The 22971-nt window shown below is 70.8% G+C and carries 16 protein-coding genes and 1 pseudogene; 4 read left to right on the top strand and 13 right to left on the bottom strand.

Going from position 1 to position 22971, the window contains the following annotated elements; genetic code table 11:
- Nucleotides 1-49: 49 nt before the first annotated feature.
- Genes AC1DS4_RS12290 through rarD form a run of 3 tightly spaced genes read left to right on the top strand, consistent with a single transcriptional unit; the run spans nt 50 to nt 3931 of the window.
- Nucleotides 50-1978: a 2-oxoacid:acceptor oxidoreductase subunit alpha gene (locus tag AC1DS4_RS12290; protein WP_477633215.1), complete on the top strand. Its 1929-nt coding sequence runs from the start codon at nt 50-52 to the stop codon at nt 1976-1978.
- Nucleotides 1975-3009: a 2-oxoacid:ferredoxin oxidoreductase subunit beta gene (locus tag AC1DS4_RS12285; RefSeq protein WP_477646045.1), complete on the top strand. Its 1035-nt coding sequence runs from the start codon at nt 1975-1977 to the stop codon at nt 3007-3009. Before AC1DS4_RS12290 ends, AC1DS4_RS12285 begins: the two co-directional genes overlap by 4 nt.
- A gap of 1 nt (nt 3010) precedes the next feature.
- Nucleotides 3011-3931 carry an EamA family transporter RarD gene (gene rarD / locus AC1DS4_RS12280; RefSeq protein ID WP_477633216.1) on the top strand — a complete coding sequence of 307 codons (921 nt, stop codon included), beginning with the start codon at nt 3011-3013 and terminating at the stop codon, nt 3929-3931.
- A gap of 40 nt (nt 3932-3971) precedes the next feature.
- Here rarD and AC1DS4_RS12275 read toward each other — a convergent pair whose 3' ends face one another.
- The 13 genes from AC1DS4_RS12275 to AC1DS4_RS12215 form a co-directional block, all read right to left on the bottom strand.
- The gene (locus AC1DS4_RS12275; protein WP_477633217.1) at nt 3972-6236 is read right to left on the bottom strand and encodes a glycoside hydrolase family 31 protein; all 2265 of its coding nucleotides are present in this window, start codon (nt 6234-6236) and stop codon (nt 3972-3974) included.
- Complete coding sequence (locus tag AC1DS4_RS12270) at nt 6233-7384, bottom strand: glycoside hydrolase family 15 protein (RefSeq protein WP_477633218.1); 1152 nt, start codon at nt 7382-7384, stop codon at nt 6233-6235. Before AC1DS4_RS12270 ends, AC1DS4_RS12275 begins: the two co-directional genes overlap by 4 nt.
- 68 nt (nt 7385-7452) lie before the next feature.
- A complete protein-coding gene (locus tag AC1DS4_RS12265; protein ID WP_477633219.1) occupies nt 7453-8718 on the bottom strand; it encodes an ABC transporter substrate-binding protein in 1266 nt (421 codons plus the stop codon).
- 68 nt (nt 8719-8786) lie between these two features.
- The gene (locus tag AC1DS4_RS12260) at nt 8787-9668 is read right to left on the bottom strand and encodes a carbohydrate ABC transporter permease (protein WP_477633220.1); all 882 of its coding nucleotides are present in this window, start codon (nt 9666-9668) and stop codon (nt 8787-8789) included.
- Nucleotides 9661-10542, bottom strand: a complete 882-nt coding sequence (locus AC1DS4_RS12255) for a carbohydrate ABC transporter permease (protein WP_477633221.1) — start codon at nt 10540-10542, stop codon at nt 9661-9663. Before AC1DS4_RS12255 ends, AC1DS4_RS12260 begins: the two co-directional genes overlap by 8 nt.
- Complete coding sequence (locus tag AC1DS4_RS12250; protein WP_477613698.1) at nt 10539-11753, bottom strand: ROK family protein; 1215 nt, start codon at nt 11751-11753, stop codon at nt 10539-10541. Before AC1DS4_RS12250 ends, AC1DS4_RS12255 begins: the two co-directional genes overlap by 4 nt.
- Before the next feature lie 100 nt (nt 11754-11853).
- Nucleotides 11854-12366 carry a DinB family protein gene (locus AC1DS4_RS12245; protein WP_477633222.1) on the bottom strand — a complete coding sequence of 171 codons (513 nt, stop codon included), beginning with the start codon at nt 12364-12366 and terminating at the stop codon, nt 11854-11856.
- Nucleotides 12367-12391: 25 nt separating this feature from the next.
- Nucleotides 12392-13060, bottom strand: coding sequence for a response regulator transcription factor (locus AC1DS4_RS12240; RefSeq protein WP_477633223.1), 669 nt, complete (start codon nt 13058-13060; stop codon nt 12392-12394).
- Nucleotides 13048-14637 carry a histidine kinase gene (locus AC1DS4_RS12235; protein ID WP_477633224.1) on the bottom strand — a complete coding sequence of 530 codons (1590 nt, stop codon included), beginning with the start codon at nt 14635-14637 and terminating at the stop codon, nt 13048-13050. The genes AC1DS4_RS12240 and AC1DS4_RS12235 overlap by 13 nt, the downstream gene beginning before the upstream one ends.
- A gap of 66 nt (nt 14638-14703) precedes the next feature.
- Entirely contained in the window at nt 14704-17916 is a 3213-nt protein-coding gene (locus AC1DS4_RS12230) for a hypothetical protein (RefSeq protein ID WP_477633225.1), read from the bottom strand.
- The gene (locus tag AC1DS4_RS12225) at nt 17886-18245 is read right to left on the bottom strand and encodes a response regulator (protein ID WP_477613703.1); all 360 of its coding nucleotides are present in this window, start codon (nt 18243-18245) and stop codon (nt 17886-17888) included. Before AC1DS4_RS12225 ends, AC1DS4_RS12230 begins: the two co-directional genes overlap by 31 nt.
- Before the next feature lie 91 nt (nt 18246-18336).
- Nucleotides 18337-19638, bottom strand: a complete 1302-nt coding sequence (locus tag AC1DS4_RS12220) for a D-arabinono-1,4-lactone oxidase (protein WP_477623849.1) — start codon at nt 19636-19638, stop codon at nt 18337-18339.
- Complete coding sequence (locus AC1DS4_RS12215) at nt 19635-20780, bottom strand: amino acid deaminase/aldolase (protein ID WP_477633226.1); 1146 nt, start codon at nt 20778-20780, stop codon at nt 19635-19637. Before AC1DS4_RS12215 ends, AC1DS4_RS12220 begins: the two co-directional genes overlap by 4 nt.
- Before the next feature lie 163 nt (nt 20781-20943).
- Between AC1DS4_RS12215 and AC1DS4_RS12210 the strand changes: the two are divergent.
- Nucleotides 20944-22962 (top strand): annotated as a pseudogene (locus AC1DS4_RS12210) (PhoX family protein); the annotation flags it as partial.
- Nucleotides 22963-22971: the final 9 nt, after the last annotated feature.

Here is a 22971-nt window from a genome sequence, read left to right as displayed (position 1 = left end):
GAGCGCGACGCGCAAGAAACAGCAGATGAACAGGTGGCGGAAACACGTAGTGACGCAGACACAGTCGAGCAGCAAGTCGGTCAAGCGCCTCGATCGGGTCGTGATCCGGTTTGCGGGTGACTCGGGCGACGGCATGCAGCTCACGGGGGACCGCTTCACATCGGAGACCGCCGCGCTGGGCAACGACCTGTCCACCCTCCCCAACTTCCCGGCGGAGATCAGGGCGCCCCAGGGCACCCTTCCCGGCGTCTCCAGCTTCCAGCTGCACTTCGCCGACCACGACGTGCTCACCCCCGGCGACGCCCCTGACGTCCTCGTCGCCATGAACCCCGCGGCGCTCAAGGCCAACCTGCGCGACCTGCCCCGCGGCGCGACGATCATCGCCAACACCGACGAGTTCTCCAAGCGAAACCTCGCCAAGGTGGGCTACGCGGCCAACCCCCTCGAGGACGGCAGCCTCGAGTCATGGCACGTGCACGCCGTGGCCCTGACCTCGATCACCGTGGAGGCCCTCGCGGCGTTCGAGACCCTGTCCCGCAAGGACAAGGAGCGCGCCAAGAACATGTTCGCGCTCGGGCTGCTGTCGTGGATGTACCACCGCCCGACCACCGGCACCGAGTCGTTCCTGGAGAAGAAGTTCGGCTCCAAGCCCGACATCCTGGCCGCCAACCTCGCTGCCCTGAGGGCCGGTCTGAACTATGGCGAGACCACCGAGGACTTCGTGGTGTCCTACGAGATCGCGCCGGCCAAGATGGCTCCCGGCACCTACCGCAACATCACCGGCAACGCCGCCCTCGCGCTCGGGCTGGTGACCGCCGCTCACCGCGCCGGCATCCCGCTCGTGCTCGGGTCCTACCCCATCACCCCCGCCTCCGACATCCTGCACACCCTGTCGGGGCTCAAGCGCTACGGCGTGACGACCCTGCAGGCCGAGGACGAGATCGCCGGCATCGGAGCCGCCCTCGGCGCCTCGTTCGGCGGCGCCATCGGCGTCACCACGACCTCGGGACCCGGCGTCGCCCTCAAGTCCGAGACCATTGGGCTGGGCGTCTCGCTCGAGCTCCCCCTCGTCATCGTCGACGTGCAGCGCGGAGGCCCCTCGACGGGTCTGCCGACCAAGACCGAGCAGTCCGACCTGCTTCAGGCGATGTTCGGCCGCAACGGCGAGTCGCCGGTGCCGATCATCGCCCCGAAGTCGCCGGCAGACTGCTTCGACGCCGCTGTCGAGGCGGTGCGCATCGCGACGGCCTACCGCACCCCGGTCTTCCTGCTGTCCGACGGCTACCTCGCCAACGGTTCCGAGCCGTGGTCGATCCCCTCGGTGGCCGAGCTCCCCGACCTGACCGTCGAGTTCGCCACGGAGCCCAACGACACCGACGACTCGGGTCAGCCGGTCTTCCACCCGTTCCTGCGCGACGAGGCGACCCTCGCCCGGCCGTGGGCGGTCCCCGGCACTCCCGGTCTCGAGCACCGCATCGGAGGCATCGAGAAGGCCAACATCACCGGCAACATCTCCTACGACCCCGACAACCACGACCTGATGACCCGCCTGCGGGCCGCCAAGGTCGAACGCATCGCCGACACCATCGGCGACCTCGAGGTCGACGACCCGAGCGGCGCGGCACGGGTGCTCGTCCTCGGCTGGGGCTCGACCTACGGCCCGATCGCCGCTGCGGCCCGCAACGTCCGCAACTCCGGCACCGACGTCGCCACCGCCCACCTGCGGCACCTCAACCCGTTCCCGGCCAACACCGGCGAGGTGCTGCGGCGCTATGACAAGGTCCTCGTCCCCGAGATGAACATGGGGCAGCTCGCCCTGCTGCTGCGCGCCAAGTTCCTCGTCGACGTGCACTCCTTCACCCAGGTGCGTGGCCTGCCGTTCACCACCGTCGAGCTCGCCGACGCCATCGTGTCGCTCGCCGTCGGCGACGATCACCCAGCCCCCGACGCGGTGGCTGCCAAGGGAGGTCACGCATGACCACCGAACTCGGTATGCCGTCCATCGGCGTCCGCAGCGGCACCGCCGGGGTGCCGCGCCTCGCCGACGACGACCCCAAGCAGACGAAGAAGGAGTTCACCTCCGACCAGGAGGTGCGCTGGTGCCCGGGCTGCGGCGACTACGCGATCCTCGCCGCCGTGCAGGGCTTCCTGCCCGAGCTCGGCCTCAAGCGCGAGAACACCGTGTTCGTCTCCGGGATCGGCTGCTCGTCACGCTTCCCCTACTACCTCGACACCTACGGCCTGCACTCGATCCACGGCCGCGCCCCCGCGATCGCCACCGGGCTCGCGACGAGCCGTCCGGACCTGTCGGTGTGGGTCGTGACCGGCGACGGCGACGCCCTGTCGATCGGTGGCAACCACCTCATCCACGCGCTGCGCCGCAACGTCAACCTCACGATCCTGTTGTTCAACAACCAGATCTACGGCCTGACCAAGGGGCAGTACTCGCCCACCTCCGAGGTCGGCAAGATCACCAAGTCCACCCCGATGGGTTCGGTCGACCACCCCTTCAACCCGGTGTCACTGGCACTGGGAGCCGAGGCCAGCTTCGTCGCCCGGACGACCGACACGGACCGCAAGCACCTCACCGGGATCCTGCGCGCGGCAGCCGAGCACCGCGGCACCTCCCTCGTCGAGATCTACCAGAACTGCCCGATCTTCAACGACGGCGCCTTCGACCTGATCAAGGACCGCTCCGAGCAGGAGGCCCGCATCGTCCACCTGGTCGACGGCGAGCCCGTGGCCGTCGGACCCGAGGACGACCGGCAGGTTCTGGTACGCGGCGAGGGCGGCGCGATGGAGTTCGTGCCGCGGGCGGAGTCCTCGGGCCGTGACGTGGTCGTGCACGACGCCGGCGCGGCCGACCCCACCCAGGCTTTCGCGCTCTCGCGGCTCGACTCCCCCCAGATGACGCACGTCCCGATGGGCATCTTCCGCAGCGCTGGCGAATCGGCTGCGGCGCCAGCGTGTCGCGCTCTCTCGACTTCTCCCTGCCCTGCCACCGCCTGAGGTGCCGCGGGACGACGAACAGCGCGGCGCGGCATACGGCCTGCTCGCCTATGCCATCTGGGGGATCTTCCCCCTCTACTTCGCGGCGCTGAAACCCGCCGGCGCCTGGGAGATCCTGTCGCACCGCATCCTGTGGACGCTGCTGCTCTGCGCCCTGGTCCTGGTCGTGCGCCGCGACCTCGGCTGGACCCGGCAGCTGTGGCAGCGACCTCGGCTCGGTCTTGGCGTCACGGCGGCCGCCCTGCTCATCGCCGCGAACTGGGTGATCTACGTGGCGGCGGTGCTGGGCGGCAGGACGACCGAGGCCGCGCTGGGCTACTTCCTCAACCCGATCGTCACGGTGGCGCTGGGCGTCGTCGTCCTGCGCGAACGGCTGCGCCCCCTGCAGTGGGTGGCCGTCGCCATCGGGGCGATCGCCGGCATCTACCTGAGCATCGCCGCGGGCTCGGTTCCGGTCGTCGCCGTCAGCCTCGCGATGTCGTTCGGGCTCTATGGCTTGGTGAAGAAGAAGGTCGGCGCGTCCCTGGAGGCCATGCACTCCCTCGCCGCCGAGACGGCGGTGCTCGGACCAGTCGCCCTGGTGATGCTGGTGGTGCTCACTGCCCGGGGAGACACCACCTTCACGACCGACGGCGGCTGGCACACCACGCTGCTCGTCGCGGCCGGTGTCGCGACGGCCACGCCGCTGCTGCTCTTCGCCGCCGCCGCACGCCGGGTGCCGTTGGTCACGATCGGGCTGCTGCAGTTCATCACGCCGGTGCTCCAGCTCCTCTGCGGGGTGCTGCTGCTCGACGAGCACATGTCGGGCACCCGCTGGGTCGGCTTCGGCATCGTCTGGATTGCGTTGGCAGTGCTGAGTTTTGACTCGCTGCGCAACCTCCCGGGCCGCGGCCGCCCGGACGTCGAGGCCGTCCTTCCCTGAGCGCCCCCGACGAGGAGTCGACCTCGCGAGCAAGGGGACGTCAGTCGGTGAAGACGTCGGCAAGGCCACCCGCCCACGCCTGAGCCCGCGCATAGACGGGGACGACGTCGATCGGCACTGCTCGGTCGACGACCTGGCCGCCGCTGACCGCCCCACCCGTCCACACGTCGACCCAGTCACCCTCGGGGAGGTAGGTGGCCCAGGAGTCGTGCCCGGGCTCGGTCACGGGGTTGACCAACAGGTCGGCCCCGAGCATCCACTGGCGCGGGTGCTGCCAGACGTACGAGTCGTCAGGTTGGTCGAAGAACAGCGGGCGCATCAGCGGCCGGTCGGTCGCGACCGTCACCGCGGCCTGCGCCGCGAGGTAGGAGACCAGGCGTTCGCGGAGCTTGGCGAAACGGCGGAAGACCGGCACGATGCGCTCGTCACCTGTCACGTCGGCGACGTGCCAGGGAGTCCGGTCGCGCAGCGGGAGCTGGTGGTGGTTGAACTCGGAGTGGTACTGCATGATCGGCATGAACGTCGACGCGCCCGCTGCCCGCAGGTAGAGCTCGGCATCGGGCACCGGTCCGGAGAAGCCTGCAAGGTCCCAGCCCCAGTAGACGATCCCGCACGATGCGGCCGTGAGTCCTGCGGTGATGGAGTTGCCGAAGGCCTCCCACGTCGAGTCCTCGTCGCCCGCCCAGAACACGCCATGTGCCTGCGATCCGGTGAACCCGCTGCGCGAGAACGTCACCGGCGCCTTGCCGTGCTTGCGCAGGAGGTCGCCGAAAGCCTTGGCGTAGTGCACCGGATACAGGTTGTTGCCCTCGTCGCCCCGGCGCCCGTCGGCGTACTCGAGGTCGTGGCCCCAGGCGTGCTCGCCGCCATCGGTCTTGAACCCGTCGATCCCCAGTCCCTCGACGAGGTAGTCCCGCTTCGCGGTCCACCAGTCGCGGGTGCGCTGGGTCGACAGGTCCGGCATCAGCGACTGGGGGAACCACCAGCCACGGTTGAGGTAGGCCGTGCCGTCGGCTTCGCGCACAGCGTGCCCGCCGTCGACCATCGCGGCCCCCTCCGCGAGCACCTGCTCGTGCAGGCCCTCCTCGGAACGCGCCGTCTTGAGCAGGGGGATCTGCCAGAGCAGCACCTTGACGTCCCGGCTGTGGAGCTCGTCCACCATCGCCTTGGGATCCGACCACGCGCCACCCTCCGGGTAGGTGAAATCCGTTGCTGCGAAGGGTGTCCCGTCGGGACGAACGTCGTACGTCGCATCGCGGGGGATCATGATCCCCTCCTCGTCGCTCCACGCCTCGATCACCACGGCACCGACCGGGATGTCCAGCTCGCGATGCGTGTCCATCCGCGCCATGACGAGCTCCTGGGTGTTCCACTCGTTGCCGGAGGCCCAGAGCCGGAAGACCCAGTCGGGGAGCTCCTCGGCTCGGCCCGCCTCGTCCAGGAAGGCCGACAGCACCTCGGTCGGCGACCCGTCATAGGTGCCCAGATCGACCTGGGCCACGGGGCCGCCCCCCACCTCGACCTCGACGCGCAGCTCGTCCTGCGCACTCGCCCCGACGTCGTACCAGGAGCGACGGGTGGTGCGGAGGTGGAAGCCCCATCCCCCGCCATCCGTCCCGACCACGTGCGCGAAGGGCATGGGCAGGTAGGTGCGCCCATGAGCACCCTGCGACTTGTACTGCTCGAAGACGACGGCGTCGAGGCGACGGCCCTGCTGGTCGAGGTGGTCGAACCGCTCGCCGAACCCGACGACGTGGTCGCCTGGGGCCAGCGCCAGGGCGAACCTGGCCCGATGCACCCCGGTGGTGGTGACCAGCCACTCGACCGAGTCGGCGACCAGTCGCGTGCCGCCGCCGGAGAACCTCGCCTCGAGCCCGTCGGGAAGCGTGCGGGTCCAGTGGGCCGGCCGCACCTCGAACCAGTCGGTGGCAGCGGCTTCGTCACCCACCGCCGTGAAGCGGTAGGTGTAGCCCGCGTCGTCCTCGACGGGCGGGCTCTGCACTGCCCACCCGCCGTCGCCTCCCAGCGACGCGGCCTGGGCTTCGGCCAGGTGTCCCTCGCCGCCCGCAAGCGCCGCGGCCGAGGCTGCGTCAGCGCGGCGTGGGGTCAGCGGCAGGCTCGTGACGTGGCCGGCCGCGTCCCGCCACTCACAGGTGACGCTGACGATGGCGGGATCGGCGACGACGCCGAGGAGCACGCTCTGGCCGGTCTCCGGAAGCACGGGGATGCGCTGGTCGAGCGTGGTTGAGTAGGGGTGCTCGATGCCGTGGGGTCGGTGCGTGAGCAGGGGGCCTGAGGTGGTCACGGGTGGAGCCCTTCGAGGAGGCCGAGCTCGTCGGCGAGGATCAGGTACATGCCGTGGGACCACAGCAGGGGGGTCGCGACCGGGCCCCAGCGGTCGAGCCACTCCTGGCGAGCGTCCGGGTGCCGCAGGTCGTCGGGGACCTGCTCCGGGAGGTCGCCCTCGGCGGTGGCGTGGTCGGCGATCCACCGCAGGTGATGCCAAGCGCCGGCGAGGTCTCCGGCGCTGGCCTTGTTCCAGCCGAGCAGGGCACTGAGCAGGAGCCACTGCCCGCCGCCGTAGAAGACGTCGGCGCGGAACCGGTGGACGCCACCGTCGACGTCGAGGTCGGTCCCGACTGCCGCGATGGTCGCGACAGCGATCGGGTCGTCGACTGCGACGACCCCGAACGGCACGATGCAGGCCGGCAGCGACCCGTCGACCGCGGCCGAGCCGAGCCACTTCGACAGGTGGCCGTCGACGACGCCCTCGCCCAGGATGAGGGCCCGTGTCTGCGCGGCCGTTTCGCGCGCCGTCACGGCGCGGTCCGGGTCGAGGACGTCCGAGTCAGCGATTGCGACGAGGCCGCCGTGGATGGCTCCCAAGGTCGAGGTGTGTCGGTGCTCGACGTGCTCCTCCCACCAGTCGTAGCAGGGGAGGTCCCAGAACGCAGCGGTGAAGTCGAGGGCGACCTCGATGCCGGGGAGCCACCGACCCAGGTCGCGCCCGTGACGCTGAGCGTGCGTGACCACCGACCAGAGCCACATGCCGTAGCCGTCGGTCTGGAAGTCCCACCAGGGGTCCGACCCGTCCTTGCCCGCGAAGGTGAACCGCGTGGGCAGCATCCGGTCCAGCGGGACTGCGGCGCCGGAGGCCTTGAGCGCGAGCAGGTCGTCCACCTGGCCACGACGGCCGGCGAGCACCCGGCATACCCAGTCGTGGAACGCCTCGGCGGAGGCGACGTCGCCGAAGCGCGAGATTCCTTCGGCCGTAAAGGATCCGTCACGCAACCACGCATAGCCGCGATAGGCGGAGAAGGTCGGCGATGCCGGATAGGCGCCGCCCTCGTCCTGGTGCGCCGTGATGACGGCGTGGCTGTGGCGTGCCAGGTCCTGCAGGCGAGTGCGCTCACCGGGCGCCGGGAGCGCAGCGGTGTCGTGGAGAAGAGTCATGGGTCTCTCGTGGTCGAGGAGCTGCCGGGACCTCGTAGGGGGCCGAGGCCCCGGCAGCGACGGACGGGCTACTTGAGCAGCGCGTCGACGGCTTTCTGGGCGTCGGCCAGCGCCGCAGACACGTCCTTGCGCCCGGCAGCGGCCGCGGTGAGCTCCTTGTTGACCGCGTCCTGCATCTCCTGCTGCCGCTCGATGACGGGCGGGAGCGCGGTGGCCTCGAGCGAGTCGAAGACCGCCTTGCGGTTGGCCGGCTTGCCTGCATCGAGGTAGCTCGACAGCTTGGCCTGGTCTGCGACCGGCGGCAGCTCCCAGCTGGTCGCGAGCCGTGCCGAGACCATGTCGTCGGACGACGTCAGGAAGGTGACCCACTTCTGGGCCGCGGCCTGGTTCTTGCTCTTGGCCGAGACGACTGCCCCGTTGGTGAACATCGCGGAGGCCTTGGTGGTGTTGCCCGGCTCGACCGCGATGTCCCAGTCGAACTTGGCATCGGCCATGCCGGAGAACATCCAGATCCCCGAGTGCCACATCGCCAGCTTGCCGTCCTTGAACAGCTTCGAGTCGAAGTCGGGCGTGCCGGCGCCCTGGGCCTCGGTCGGCATCGTGGTGCCCGACTTGGCGACCAGGAAGGTCGCGGCCTGCTTGCCGGCGTCGGAGTTGAAGGTCGCGGACTTCTTGTCAGCCGAGAGGAACTCGCCACCGGACTGCGCCAGCGCCTTGTAGAACTCGAAGAAGGACACCGGCTGGTAGTCGCCCCAGACACCCTTGGCCTTGTTGGTCAGCTTCTTGGCCGCGGCCTGCTCGTCAGCCCAGGTCCACGACGACGTGGGCTCGGCAACCCCGGCCGCCTTGAAGAGGTCCTTGTTGTAGAACAGGACGACGTTGGAGAACGACTCCGGCAGCCCGTACTGCTTGCCGTCCGCGCTGAACGCGTCGAGCAGGGACTTCTTGTACGCCGTGCCCTTGACGCCCTTGAGCTCGGCGAGCGAGCCGTTGGAGGAGTACGTCACGAAGTTCTCGTAGTTGAGCTCGAAGGCGTCGCCCGCCGTCCCGCCCGCCACGGCGGTCTGGAGCTTGGTGAAGTAGGCGTCGTAGGGGGTGGTCTCGATCTGCACGGTGATGTCCGGGTTGGCCTTCTCGAAGGCTGCCTTGATCGCGTCGAGGTCCTTCTCGTGTCCGCCGTTGGCGGAGAAGTTCATGTAGCGGATGGTGGTCTTCCCACCGGACGCCGCGGCGTCGACCGACTTGGTGGCCGACCCCTGCGCGCAGGCGCCGAGCGCCAGCACCAGACCGGCAGCGATGACAGGCGCGACGCTGCGCCTGGCGATGTTCCTCATGGTGTTTCCTTTCGGGCCTGCCGCGTTCCGGTTGGCGCGCGGTCGGGACTGCTTGGGGGTGCGGGTGACTACTTGATGCCGGTGTGCGCGACGCCGGCGATGATGTGCCGCTGGGCCAGGAGGTAGACCACGGCGATGGGGAGGATGGAGAAGACCGAGCCAGCCATGACGACGTCCCACTGCGTCGTGAACTGGCCCTGCAGGGTCGCCAGCCCGAGCGGCAGGGTCATGAACTCGGGAGAGCGGATGACGACCAGGGGCCACAGGAAGCTGTTCCAGCTGCCCATGAAGGCGAACACCGCGACCGTCGCCAGCGCGGGTCGGATGAGCGGCAGGATGATCGTGACGAAGATGCGCAGGTGTCCGGCACCGTCGATCGTGGCTGCCTCGTCGAGCTCACGCGGCACGGACTCCACTGCCTGCCGCAGCAGGAACACCCCGAACGCCGAGGCGATCGACGGCGCGAGCAGCGCCATGTAGGTGTCCTGCAGGTTGAGCGACTTCATCTCGATGAACAGCGGCACGACCAGGACCTGCATCGGCACCATCAGCGTGGCGAGGTACAGCGCGAAGACGACGCCCTTGCCGCGGAACTTGAGCCGCGCGAAGCCATAGGCCGCCATCGACCCGGTCACGAGCTGCAGCAGCGTCGACAACACCGCGACCCACAGCGAGTTGGCGACGATGCGCCACATCGGCAACGCGTCCAACAGCGTCCGGTATGCCGCCAGCGTCGGGTTCTCGACGAACAGCTTGGGCCCGCCCGCGAGACTTCCCTCCGGCGTGATCGAGGTGACGACGGTCCACAGGAACGGGAAGAGCATGACGACCGCGCCGACCAGCACCGCGGCATACCGAAGGACGGTCCAGGCCGACAGCGGTCGGCGCGGTCGCGATGGCGGGGTGACCTGGGTGGCAGGCGGGGCCAACGGCGTCAGCGTGTCAGGCATAGTTCACCCACCGGCGCTGGCCGCGGATCTGGACCACGGTGATGAGCAGGATGACCGCGAACAGGATCCACGAGAGCGCGCTCGCCTCGCCGGCCCGGCCATAGCGGAAGGTGAGGTCGTAGACCTGGCCGACGACGACCTGGCTCGACCCGGACGGGCCCCCGCCCGTCATGACGTAGACCTGGTCGAAGACCTGGAACCCGTTGATCAGCGAGATGACCACGACGAAGAACGTCGACGGGGACAGCAACGGCAGGGTGATCCGCCAGAAGCGCTGCCACGAGTTGGCGCCGTCAGCCCAGGCCGCCTCGAGGACGTCCTGGGGGATCGCCTGCAGCCCGGCCAGCATGATGACCATGACGAAGCCCAGGTCCTTCCACGCCGAGGAGAGGATGACGGCGGGCAGCGCCCAGTTCGGGTCGGTCCACCACCCGGGCTGCGGCGCGCCGACGGCTCCGAGCAGGGTGTTGACCAGGCCGTTGGTGGGGTTGAGCAGCCACTTCCAGACCAGCGCCACGACCACCCAGCTCGTCACGACGGGCAGGAAGTAGGCCGCGCGGAAGAACGACCGTCCCGCGAGCTTCTGGTTGAGGGCCACCGCGAGCGCGAGCCCGCCCGTGAAGACCAGCGGCAGGTAGCCGGCGCAGTAGATCAACGTGTGCAGGAAGACGCTGCGCGGGCCGGGGTCGGTCAGCAGGCCGCGGTAGTTGTCGAGGCCCACCCAGCGCATCGGGGAGATGAGGTTCCACTCGTGCAGGCTGACCCAGATCGAGGAGGCCATCGGGGTCGCGGTGAACAGGACGAGGGGGATGGCGCTCGGCGCGAGGAAGAACACGACCCAGCCCAGGTTGCGCCACCGGGCCCGGCCGGTCACGAGACACCGCCCACGGCAGCCGTCTGCATGCGCTCGCGCACCAGCTCGCCCTGCGCCCCGGCCGTCTCGGCGTCGAATGGTGCTGCGAGGACGAGCGATGCGGCGCCGACCGCCCACTGGTCCTCGGTCCAGGACTCGACGGCACAACGGATTCCGCGACGAGTCGGCATCAGGCAGGCGCGGAAGGAGTCCTCGAAACCGTTCTCCCAGAACTCCCACTCGGTCATGCCCTCGCCCATGAGGAGGACCAGCTCGGGATCGAGGACGTTCACGACGCCGGCGAGCGCGCTGCCGAGCATCCGGCCCGCCTCGCGATAGACGGCAAGGGCATCGGCGTTGCCTCCGCGGGCCTCGCGGACGAGGTCCTTGATGGTGTCACCGGCGTGGATCACACCGCGCTCCGTGGCAGCGGCGACCAGCCCGGACTCGCCGATGTGCGCCTCGAGGCAGCCGGTGTTTCCGCAGCCGCACACTGGGCCGTCGACGGTCACGGGGATGTGGCCGATCTCGCCGGCTCCACCGTGGGCCCCCCGGCTGACCGATCCCTGCTGGACGATGCCGAGCCCGACCCCGAAACCGATCGTCACGACGAGGTAGGACTCGTGTGAGCGCCCGATCCCGTAGACGCTCTCCGCCGCCGCGAGCGTGTTCACGTCGTTGTCCACGAGGACGGGCACTCCGAGCGCCTCCCGCAGTCGAGGACCCACCGGCGCCCGGTCCCATCCGAGCGTGGGGGCGTCGACGATGCCCGATGCCTGGGAGTCGACCGCGCCGGGCAACCCGACGCCGACCCCGAGCAGTCGACCCTCGTGCTGCGCCACTGCCTCGCGCAGGATGTCCGCCAAGGCGTCCAGCGCGGCCGGTCGGGCGGCGTCGAACGGCACCGCCCTGGAGGAACGCACCGTGCCGTCGAGGTCGATGGACACGAGCGCGACGTGGTTCGGGGTGACCTTGGCGCCGATGGCACCGCCGGCACTGCGCACCAGTCCCAGGAGCGTGGCCGGACGACCGCCCTGGCTCGGCACCGACTCGAGCTCGGTCACGAGCTCGCGGGCGAGGAGCTCCTTGATCGTCTGGGTCACGGTCGCCGGGCTGACCCCCAGCACTCGGGCGATGTCGGCACGGGACGAGGGACCACGGGTGCCGAGGAGGCCGAGGACGGCGGCACGCACGAGGTTGCCACGTGCGGCAACTGGTCCGGTCGGAGACATCTTTGGCTCACCCTTTGTTTGATACTAAATTTAGGGTGAACCTAAGTCGCGATCACACTGCTGTCAACCCCCTCGACGAAATTGCCGCAGGGGCGCAGGGTCAGCTCGGCACGTGGTGGCCGGTGCAGCCGTCGATCAGCTCGCGCAGGATGTCGGCGTGACCGGCATGGCGGACGGTGTCCTCGATCATGTGCACGAGCACCCAGCGCAGGCTCACCGTCCGACCGGTGTAGGCCGTGCCGGTGTGGTCGAGCGACAGCTCGTGGATCGCGGCGTCTGCGGCTGCCCAGGCCCGTCGGTAGAAGGCCACGATCTCCTCGGTGGCCTCGCCCTCAGCCGCCCGCATGTCGGCCTCGGGGTCGTCGGAGATGTCCGTGAGCGGCTCGGCGGCGCGCCCGAACGTCTCGCAGAACCAGCCGTACTCGGCGTTGGCGAGGTGCTTGACCAGCCCCACGAGGTTGGTGCCGCTGGGCACCATGGGTCGGCGGATGTCCTGGTCCGACAGGCCCTCCAGCTTCCACACCATCACGTCGCGGTGGCTCTGCAGCGCCGCCAGGAGGACGGCCTTCTCGTCGGCGACGAACGGAGAGGTCTCCGCGGATTCTGGCGTCATCCCCCGAGGCTAGCGACGGCTGGTGTCACCCGAGCCGGCGACGGCTGTTGTCGCCCGAGCCGAGCCAGGCGAGCGCAGACAGGACCCGACGGTTGGCGAACTGGCCGTCCGGCAGCTCCAGCTTGGTGAAGACGTGCTGGGCGTGCACCTCGACGGTGCGCTCACTGATGTCGAGTCGTCGGGCGATGCCAGCGTTGGTCATGCCCTCGGCAATCAGGCCGAGGACCTCGCGCTCACGATCCGTGAGCCCGCTCGGCCCTTGGTCCGGCCCGCCCGGCAGCAGGTCGGCGACGATCGAGGGGTCGACGACGCACTCGCCGGCGGCGATGCGCCTCAGGGCGTCGACCAGCGTGCTCGCCTCGAGCACCCGGTCCTTGAGGAGGTAGCCCACGCCTCCGGACGCACCCTCGAGCAGGGGCAGGACGAACTCCACCTCGACGTGCTGGGACAGGACGAGCACCCCCGTCGAGGGGTACAGCGAACGGATCGTGGCAGCGGCCCGAAGTCCCTCGTCGGTGAACGTCGGGGGCAACCGGATGTCGAGCAGGGCGACGTCCGGCCGGTCCACCGCCACGACGGCCATCAGCCCCTCGAGGTCACCCACCTCGGCCACCACGTCGACGCCCGCACGCTCGAGGGTGCGCACGATCCCCTCGCGTGTCAGCAGCTGGTCCTCCACGACTACGACGCGCACGGCAGCACCACGGTCAGCACCCCGTCAGCATGGCCGACCCGTCCACCGAGCGCCTCCACCATGTCGGGGAGCACCCCGGCGAGGTCCGGGGGACCCCCCGTGACGCGCAGCGTCATCGCGGTGGCACCACCCCGCGCTTGGCTCGCCACCTCCACCGCCCCAGCGAAAGTCACCTCGACCTCCACGGCGACCCCCGCGGGATCCCCCCGTGAGACCGAGTCGGACACCACGGCATACGCGGCACGCTCGACCGGCGCTGGGAGGCGTCCGTGGGGAAGCCCCTCAGGCACTGTGCCGACCACGAGCGGCACAGCCGACCGGCGGGCCAGGCTGCGCAGCGCGGGGCCCAGCCCGCTGGTGGCCAGCAGCGGGGGGTACAGCCCGTGCGACAGCTCGCGCAGGTCCTCCAGTGCCTGCTTGGCCTGACCCAGGCAGCTCTCGAGGACGGGCCGTTCGGGATGCCCGGGCGGCAGGTCCGCGAGCGCGCCGCGCAGATCGAGGCCGAGGGCGAGGAGCTGTTGCTGGACTCCGTCGTGAAGGTCCCGCTCGAGGCGGCGGCGCTCGCGGTCGCCCAGCTCGACCACCAGCGAGCGGGACCTCGACACCCGGCGGACGCGCGCTGCCAGCGCCGCGGACAGCCGCTCGTTGTCCAGGGTGAGCCGAGCGGGCACGTCGAGTGCGTGCTCGAGGTCGGGGAGGGCATCGCGCGAACCCTGTTCGACGGCTGCGGTGACCGCGCCGGCCCAGCGCAACCGCGTCGCTCCCGGGGTCGGCGGGCGCCGGGCCACCCCCGCCGGCGTGACCCAGCCACCCTCGTCGGGCACCCAGTAGGACACCTCGACATCCTCGTCGCCCCAGGCCTCCCGAAGGACGTCCGCAAAGGGGCGCCCTGAGCGAAGGGTGTCCACGAGGCCCCTCAGCCGGCGCTGGGCGATCGCGCCGCGATAGTCCTCGACGGCGACCACACCGGTGGCTGCCACGAGGGCCGTGGCGCCCCCGACCTCGGCGCTGACGAGGACGGCAAGCAGGCCCGCGGCCACGAGGCCGGCTCCCGCCGCCGATCCCCTCTGCCACCTCCTGGCCCACGCTCCGGTCCATGCTCCGGCCCATCTTCCGGCCCATCTTCCGGCCAGGTCTGGTCTCGCGGCGTGGACCCCCAGGGCCACGACCCCCAGGACCGGACCGACGGCCGACAACCATGCCGCCACGACCGGGTGTGGTGCGAGGACGACTCCGCTCCTACGGCAATCGACACAGCCCAGCTGCAGGAAGGGGTCGTAGACGAGCGCGCGCACGGGTCCAGCGAGCAGGGCCCCCGACACGGCGGCCCACGCGCCCCGCCGCGGCACGAGCACGGCAGTCGCCCCCAACAGCCCCGCCATCGGGCCCAGGGCGATGCCGAGGTCACGCGCCCGCAGGGCCGTCGTGGGGTCGTCGACCGCCGAAAGAGCAACGAGGGCAACGCCGCCCAGGACGAGGACGGCATACCGGCGCCGCTGCCGTCCGACGACGAGGCCGAGGGCGCCGGCCACCACGACGGCCACGCCCAGTCCCACGGTCATCGCGAAGTCAGCCATCAGCCACGTCCGGCGAGGGCTGGCCACGGTCGACCGGCCGAGCGGTTGGACCCGTGGTCGATGGCGCTACGGGGTGACACGGTGCATCCCTCCGGCGAAGAACGCCTGGTCGAGCGCGACGTCGTAGAACCTCTCGGCCAGCCACGTGAACGACACGACGTCTCCGTGACGGTGGTAGGTGCCGGCGATCAAGCCGTAGCACTCGGTGTTGCCGTCGACCCCGAAGTGCAGGGTCACCTTCTCACCCGCGGTGACGAACACGGCGGTGCAGTCGGCGCCATGGGGCTGGTCGACGGCCACCTGACCGTTGCGGACCACGAAGGTCCACACCCCGGCGTTGCTGACGGCTTCGGCGTCCGAAACCCCCGCCGCCCGGAGGACCTCGATGTCGGCGTCGACCCGCCAGGTGCCATCGAGCAGGGTCTGAGGCCCTTGCGGCGCAAGGGAGTAGACGTCGGTGCCGGCAGTATGGAGGTTGTCGCAGGTGGCCCCCACCGGTGCGGGTTCCGATCCTCTGAGGGCCACGATCCGGTCCACCAGCTTCGCGACCGTGGTGTCCCGGCGGGCCGCCGCGACGACGGGCGCGAGCGCGGCACCGAAAGCCTCGAGCTCGGTCGGCGTGAGCTGCACGGACGCCGCCGAGGGTGTGTTGCACCAGCGCTGCAGGCCACGCGCCTCGGTGTCCCGTCGCGCCACCCCAGCACGTATGCCGTCGCGCACGACTGCGCCCAGCCGTCGCCGTTGCTCGGCGGAGAGGGCGGCGTGCGCGCTACGACGAATGACCACGACGTCGAACTTGGCGTAGAGCGTGAGGTTCGAGGTGAGCACGGCGGGGAGGGTCACTGCTCCCACCTGTTGCAGTGACGTCTCGATTCCCGTCACCGCGCGCTTCTCCACCTTCCGGGTCCGGACCTCGCCCACGCTGTGGTCGCTCCTGGCGCCCAGGGCCGTGACCATGGCTTCGACCCCGGGGCCGACGCGAGTGTTCACGACCTCTCCGCGGTAGTCGGCCGGAGTGCGGAACGCCTTGGCGCCGTGCGTGAACGGATGCCGCGCGCCACCCGGCACCAGCGCGAGCCCGACGAGCCCGATGCGGTCAAGGTCGGCCATCAGGGCCGCGGCGACCGGATCCGCGGCGACGCGAGCCGCGTGTTCCGGGGCCTCGACGAGCAGCGGGAGCTGGAGCGGTGTCAGTGACGCAACCCCGGCCCCGACGAGACGGTCGGCCCGGATCACGCTGATGTCCGCCCGCCCCGCCCGGAGGGCGGCCAGCGTGCCGCCTTCCTCGTCCTCTGACTGGGCGGCCGAGGGAAGCTGCGTCCCCGCGCCCAGGACCACCGACGAGCCGGCGGAGGCCCGGACCAGCTCCTCGAGCACGTCGGCGCCGATCCCGCCGGGTCCGTTGCCGTACATGGTCCGCAGCAGGACCGGGTCGGCATCGCGCCCGCTGCGGGCGGGCGGACCCGCGCACGCCGACAGCACCAGGGCAAGGCACAGACCCAGCAGTGCGACGACTCCTGACTGGGCGCGGCGCGTTGCGCGCGCCTGCGCGTCACGGTCCGATCGCCGGTCGTGCGACGTCGGACCCGATCCGTTCGACGTGACGGGGAGCCGGAGCTCGAGCTCCGAGCCGCCGCTCGCTCCGGACCGCGCGGTGAGGGTTCCCCCCAGGGCGGTCGCGCGCTCCACCAGGCCGCCCAGCCCGTGACCGCCCACGTCGACCCCACCCGGCCCGTCGTCGCGGACCAGCAACCAGAGCTGGTCACCGCTGAGCCGGGCGCTGATGACGACCGCGGCACCCGGAGCGTGCTTGGTCGCATTGGCCAGTCCCTCGGCGCACGTGAACCAGGCAGCGCGAGCCACCGAGGCCCGCGGCCGCCAGCCATGGGGCAGGTCGCAGGCCAGTCGCGCACCGGTGCCGCTGCGCGCGACGAGTCCGGTCAGCGCATCCTCCAGGCTTTCCGCGCCCACCGGGTCGACACCGCGGGCGACCCGCAGCAGCTCGTCGCGCGCGCCGGCCGCACGCGCAGACAGCCCTGACGGCGCATCGGGCAGCTCGGGTACGGATCGCCCACACCCCTCCAGGGCGGCAACCACCTGGTCCATCCGCGCGACCGGTCCCCGAGCCAGGCTGGCCACGAATCGCTCCCGCTCCGCCTCCGCCGCCCGCACCAACCGCTCCCTCGAGGCGGCGAGCTCGGTGGCCCGGTCCCTGAGCTCGGCCTGCAGCAGGGCGCCACGTCGGGCCAGCCGGAGCACCTCCCGGACCGAGTCGGCGACACCGGGGTCACCGCCGAGTCCGGGGGCGAGGACGGCCACCAGCCGGCCGTCAGGGTCCACCACCTCCTCACCGTCGGCGGGCGGAGTCGTCGGCGAACCACCGGAGTCGACGAAGGCGCCGGCCAAGGGAAAGGCCACCTGCACCTGGTCCCACCCCAACGTCCTGGCCAGGGCGTCCTCCAGGCCGTGTGGCGCCTCCCCTTCCTGACCTGGTCGCCACTCCCGCGGCTCCGGGCCGGCGGCCACCACGAGCGCTCCGAGCCCCAGCGCTCCCTCCAGCAGGGTGCTTGCCGTGGCCGCTGCGGCATCCCCGACCCCAGCGGTCACCAGACCCGCCAACGCCAGGGCGCCGGCGACCCCCACGGCGATGACGGCGGCGCCCCGGAGGGCGTCCTGCCCGGGACGACGCACGACTGCGCCGTGACGAAGGTCTGTGCCGTGAGGGGGGACTGTGCCGTGGGGGGCTGTCCGCTGACGAAGGACGAGCAGGACGAAGGCCACCCCCGCCGCGCCGGTGGCCGTGTGCGCCCACCGGCCGTAGCCGAGGGCCGCCACGCAGGCCGGCAGCAGCACCAGTCCCGGCGCCCAGCGCACCCAGCGAGAGGGCACCTGCGTGGCGGCAGTCGAGAGCCCGGCGGCGGTCGACAGCCCGGCGGCCCTCGACAGTCCGAGGAGGGCCGCCACGACCACGAGGCCTCCGGGCAGGAGGCCGAGGCGCAGCACCGGTTCCTCGAGGGGAGTCGGGAGCAGACCCGCGAGCCCGACGACGACCCACAGGAGACCCGCCACCAGCAGCAGCCAGGCCACCCGCAGCCGACCACGCCAGGCAGCACCGGCCCCTGCGGCGAGGAGGGCCCACCCGGCGAAACGATCGCCGAACAACGGCTGCGGCGCTTGGGCGACTCCCGGTGCCAGCCATCCCGCCAGGGCGACCACGCCGACCACACCGCTCGCGACGAGCGGTGCGGTCAGCCCAGCAAGGCCGTGATCGCGTCGCATGCCAGGTCCTGCTTGGCGATGAAGCCCGCCACTGGCGCTGCGACGACCCGGGGATCGGAGGCCGCATCGGCGTCGCTCGAGATGATGATCAGGATTCGGCGGGGGTTGGCCTCGGCCAAGGCGCCCGCGAGCCTCAGACCAGCCTCGGAGTCGGGCAGGTTGAGGTCGAGCAGAACCACCTCGGGGTCCAGCTCCCGGGCCTGTTCCAAGGCCTCTGCGCTGCTGGCGGCGGCCCCCACGACCGTGAACCCCTCACGACTCAGCCACGCACTCGCCGACGCCCGGAACTGGGCGTGGTCGTCGACCAGGAGGACGCGGTGGCCCGTCATGGGCCAACGCTACGCGCGCGGAGACACCCTCACCTCGGGGTTTCCCCTTAGTCGCCTTTGCCCCTTTGCGATCCCGCGGTATGCCGGGTGCTCACCTCCCCAGGACGTGGTCCAGGTGTGCGTTGGCGAACAGGCGCTGCGGGTCCAGGCGGTCTCGCACCGCGAGGAAGTCACCGAACCGCGGATAGAGCTCCGCCAGCCGGTCGGCGTCGAGGGTGTGCAGCTTGCCCCAGTGGGGGCGACCGGCATGCTCGGCCACGATCGCCTCGAATGCGGCGAAGGCACCGTAGTCGTCCATCCGGTGGTACTGGTGGATCGCGAGGTAGGCGTTCTCCCGCTCGTAAGCGGTCGACAACCAGATGTCGTCGGCGCCGATGAACCGGATCTCCAACGGAAAGGTCAGTGGCGCCCTGTGCTTCTCGAGCCAGTTGCGCACGGCCACAACGACATCCGCGACGGCGGCCCGGGGCACGGCATACTCGCTCTCCCTGAAGCGCACCGTACGCTCGGCGACGAAGACGCGCCACGAGTCGTCGGTGTACTCACGTGCGCCGAGCAGTCGCGCGCTCACCGCGTTGAGCCGCGGGACGATCCCCGGCCAGCGCCTCGCGCCGCGGTTGGTGAGCTCGAAGAGGCGGTTGGAGAGCAAGTCGTCGTCCAGGACCGCGCGCCACCGCGGCAGGGGGCTGCCAGGGTGGTCGTCGTCGATGCGGTCGTTGTGCTTGACGAGGACCCGGTCGGTCAACGGGAACCAGTGCATGTCGACGTGGTCGTGGCGCTCGACGTCCTCCTCGATGCGTTCCAGGACCTCGAACAGGTGGGCGCCGAACTCCTTGGCGTGCAAGCGAAAGGCCGGCACGCACTGGAGCTCCACCTCGGTGATCACCCCCAGGGCCCCCAGGCCCACCCGCGCAGCCTGGAACACCTCTGGCTCGACCTCGATCGAGCACTCCAGCAACGAACCGTCGGCCAGCGCCAGCACCAGCCCCGAGACCGCCGCGGCGATGCCCTGCAGTCGCAGGCCGGTGCCGTGCGTACCCGTCGAGATCGCCCCCGCGATCGACTGCCGGTCGATGTCGCCGAGGTTGGGGAGCGCCAGCCCGAGCGCCTGCAGCGCCGGGTTCAGGACGTGCAGAGGAGTCCCTGCGAGCACCCGGACCCGGCGGCGATCCCGGTCCACGTGGGTGATCCCGCTCAGCAGGTCGAGGCGCAGCTGGAGGCCGTCCGTGGCCGCAACGGCCGTGAACGAGTGCCCCGCCCCCACCGCCCTCACCGGTATGCCGCGTGCCTGCGCCCGCAGGATCGCCGCCGACACCTCGTCCGGACGTCGAGGGGTGGCAACCTCCGCCGGGTTGCTCGTCTGGTTGCCGGCCCAGTTGGTCCAGGCCGTCATCCGAAGTTCTTTCCCTCACCGCGGTAGGTCGGGACCGTCTCGACCAGCTGGTCCCCCCTCACCAGGTGGAGGGCGTCGAACCGCTCACACATCTCCCCTGCCTTGGCATACCGGAACCACACCCGGTCGCCCAGCTTGAGGCCACGAACTCCGTTGCCCTGCAAGGGGGTCTGCACCTCACCAACGCCCTCTGACCTGACCAGCTTGACGCCCCGACGGCCGAACGGCGAGGGCACCCGCGCCCACCCCGGCGGCCCCGACGCCACGTAGCCGCCGCCGAACGCCGTGACGAACCCCGCGCCGGGGTGTCGCACGACGGGGAGGGCAAAGGCCGCCGCGGGTCGCGGGGTGAAGTCGTCGTAGCCGTCGAACAAGGTCGGGCCGTACAACCCTGACCCGGCCGCGAGCTCGGTCACCGCAGGGTCCTGGCCCGTGATGTGCAGCGACCCGGTACCGCCACCGTTGACGAACTCGAGGTCCGCCACTTCGCGCACGGCAGCGACGACCTCGCCGCGGCGTTGGAGGAGGGACTCGGCCGAGCGCTTCTTCACGAGCCGCACGACAGGCGAGGAGTCGGGCAGCCCCGCGATCTGGGCGTCGTAGAACATCAGCCCCACCACCGAAAGGCCAGCAGCCGCAGCGGCTCGCGCCACGGCAACGGCGTCAGAGGGCTCCCGCAAGGGCGACCGCCGGACACCGAGGTGCACGCGCCCGACCCGGAGCGAGGCGTCGACGTCGAGGGCCACCCGCAGCCCGTGCGGCCGGTCGAGCCCGGCGAGGAAGTCCACGTGCTCGAGCGAGTCCGCGGTCACGGTGACCTGCGCAGCCTCCCGCTCGTCGGATGCCACCGCCGCGAGTGCAGCGCGGTCGACGCTGGGGTAGGCCACGAAGACGTCCTCGAAGCCTGCGGCGACCAGCCAGCGGGCTTCCGGCACGGCATACGCCATCACACCGGCGAAGCCGGGTTGCGCCAGCGCCCGGGACAAGAGGCTTCGACAACGCACCGACTTGGACGCCACGCGGATCGGCGTCCCCGCAGCACGCCGCACGAGGTCGGACGCGTTGGCGTCGAAGGCGTCGAGGTCGACGACGGCGAACGGAGGTTGCACGGCCGCGGTCGCCGCGTCCCACAGGAGGGTCACACACGCGACCCTATCGACGGCGTACCTCCTGTTCACCGAAAGTCACCGGACCTTCACCTTGGCGCCCCCGACAGTCGGCCGCGTGTTCCTAGGTTGGCCGGTGACCGCGCCTCCCGCGCGAGCCCGCGCCCAGTGCGCGACCCGAGACCCGGAGGAACCCTCAATGTCAGCAGTTTCGCCCGAGCGCAGCACCCTCCCCCTCCTGACTGTCCACCAGGGCGGCCGCAGCGCGATGACCTGCCACTTCAAGTGCGACGACGCGTGCAGCAAGCCCGTCCCGAACGAGACCCGCAACGGCTACTTCGGCGACCTCGTCGCGGCCGGAGCCTCTCGGCGAGCGGTCCTCAAGGGCAGCGGCGTGATCGCAGCGGTCGTCGGCCTCGGCACCCTGGCCGGAGTGCAGTCCGCCGCCGCCGCGCCCGCGTCGACTCCCCCGGCGCCGTCCACCGCCGGCGGCACCAAGTCCCCCTTCGGCTTCACGGCCATCGCGCCCCAGCCCGCGGGCACCGACAAGGTCGTCATCCCCGACGGCTTCGAGTGGTCGACGATCATCGCGTGGGGCGACCCGATCCTGGCCGATGCTCCCGACTTCGACTTCGAGCACCAGAGCGCGGCCGCGCAGGAGGGGCAGTTCGGCTACAACAACGACTACACGACGTTGGTTCGCGGCCGCGACGAGAACCACGCGACCCTGGTGTGCAACAACGAGTACACCAACGACGAGCTCATGTTCCGGGGCTACACCGGGTCTGCCTCCCTCACCCCCGAACAGATCCGCATCACCATGGCCGCGCACGGGATGTCGGTCGTCGAGCTGCGCCGCACGAACGCCACCGCACCGTGGAGCCACGTGAAGGGCGCCGCGGCGAACCGTCGCGTCACCGCCACCACGCCGTTCCACTTCGACGGCCCTGCTGCCGGCCACCGGCTCCTCCGGACCAGCAAGGACGTCTCCGGCACCAAGGTGCTCGGCACGTTCGGCAACTGCTCGGGAGGCCTCACCCCGTGGGGAACCGTCCTGTCCGGCGAGGAGAACTTCAACGGCTACTTCTCCGCGGCAGCTGCCCCCGCCGACCAGGCGGACGCCTACAAGCGCTACGGCCTCACGGGTTCCAAGGGCCGCGGCTGGGAGCGGGTGGACGGCCGATTCGATGCGACCCAGGAACCCAATGAGGTCAACAGGTTTGGCTGGATCGTCGAGCTCGACCCGTCGGATCCGTCCTCCACCCCGGTCAAGCACACCGCGCTCGGCCGGCTCAAGCACGAGGGAGCCAACGTCACCGTTGCTCCCGACGGCCGCGTGGTCGCCTACCTGGGCGACGACGAGCGGTTCGACTACCTCTACAAGTTCGTCTCGCACGGCCGGTTCCGCCCCGGCAGCTCCCCGAAGGCACGGGCGCACAACCTGACGCTGCTGTCCTCGGGCGACCTCTACGTCGCGAAGTTCACCGGGGACGGTTTCGAGGACGGCATCAGCGACGGCTCCGGCCAGTGGCTGCCCCTGGTCGTCGACAACCAGAGCCAGGTCGCCGGGTTCACTGCCGAGGAGGTGCTCATCTGGACGCGGCTCGCCGCAGACAAGGTGGGCCCCACGAAGATGGACCGGCCCGAGGACGTCGAGCCCAACCTGGTCAACGGCCGCACGTATGTCGTCTGCACGAACAACACCAGCCGCCAGCCGAGCCAGATCGACGAGGCCAACCCGCGCGCCAACAACAAGCACGGCCACATCATCGAGATCACGCCGGCCCTGGGCGACGACACGACGACCACGTTCACCTGGAAGATCGTCCTCATCGCCGGTGACCCGAACGACCCGACGACCTACTTCAACGGCTACGACCGGTCCGAGGTCTCGCCCATCTCCTGCCCCGACAACATCGCCTTCGACCACGACGGCAACATGTGGATCGCCACGGACGGCAACGCCCTCGGCGCGTGCGACGCCATGTACCTCTTCCCGCTGTCGGGCCCGCACCAGGGTCACCTGCAGCAGTTCCTGTCGGTGCCGGCCTACTCCGAGTGCTGCGGGCCACTCGTCACCTGGGACCAGCAGACGGTGCTGGCCGCCATCCAGCACCCGGGTGAGACGACCGGCGCCTCACCCGCCGCGCCGCGCAGCCAGTTCCCCTACCTCGGTGGCGGCCAGCCCCGCCCGGCAGTCATCCAGATCCACCGAGACTCAGGTCCG

Source organism: Pedococcus sp. P3_C7, from assembly GCF_056402615.1.
Note: the sequence above shows the minus strand (reverse complement) of the source record. Positions and strands in the feature narration are given on the sequence as shown.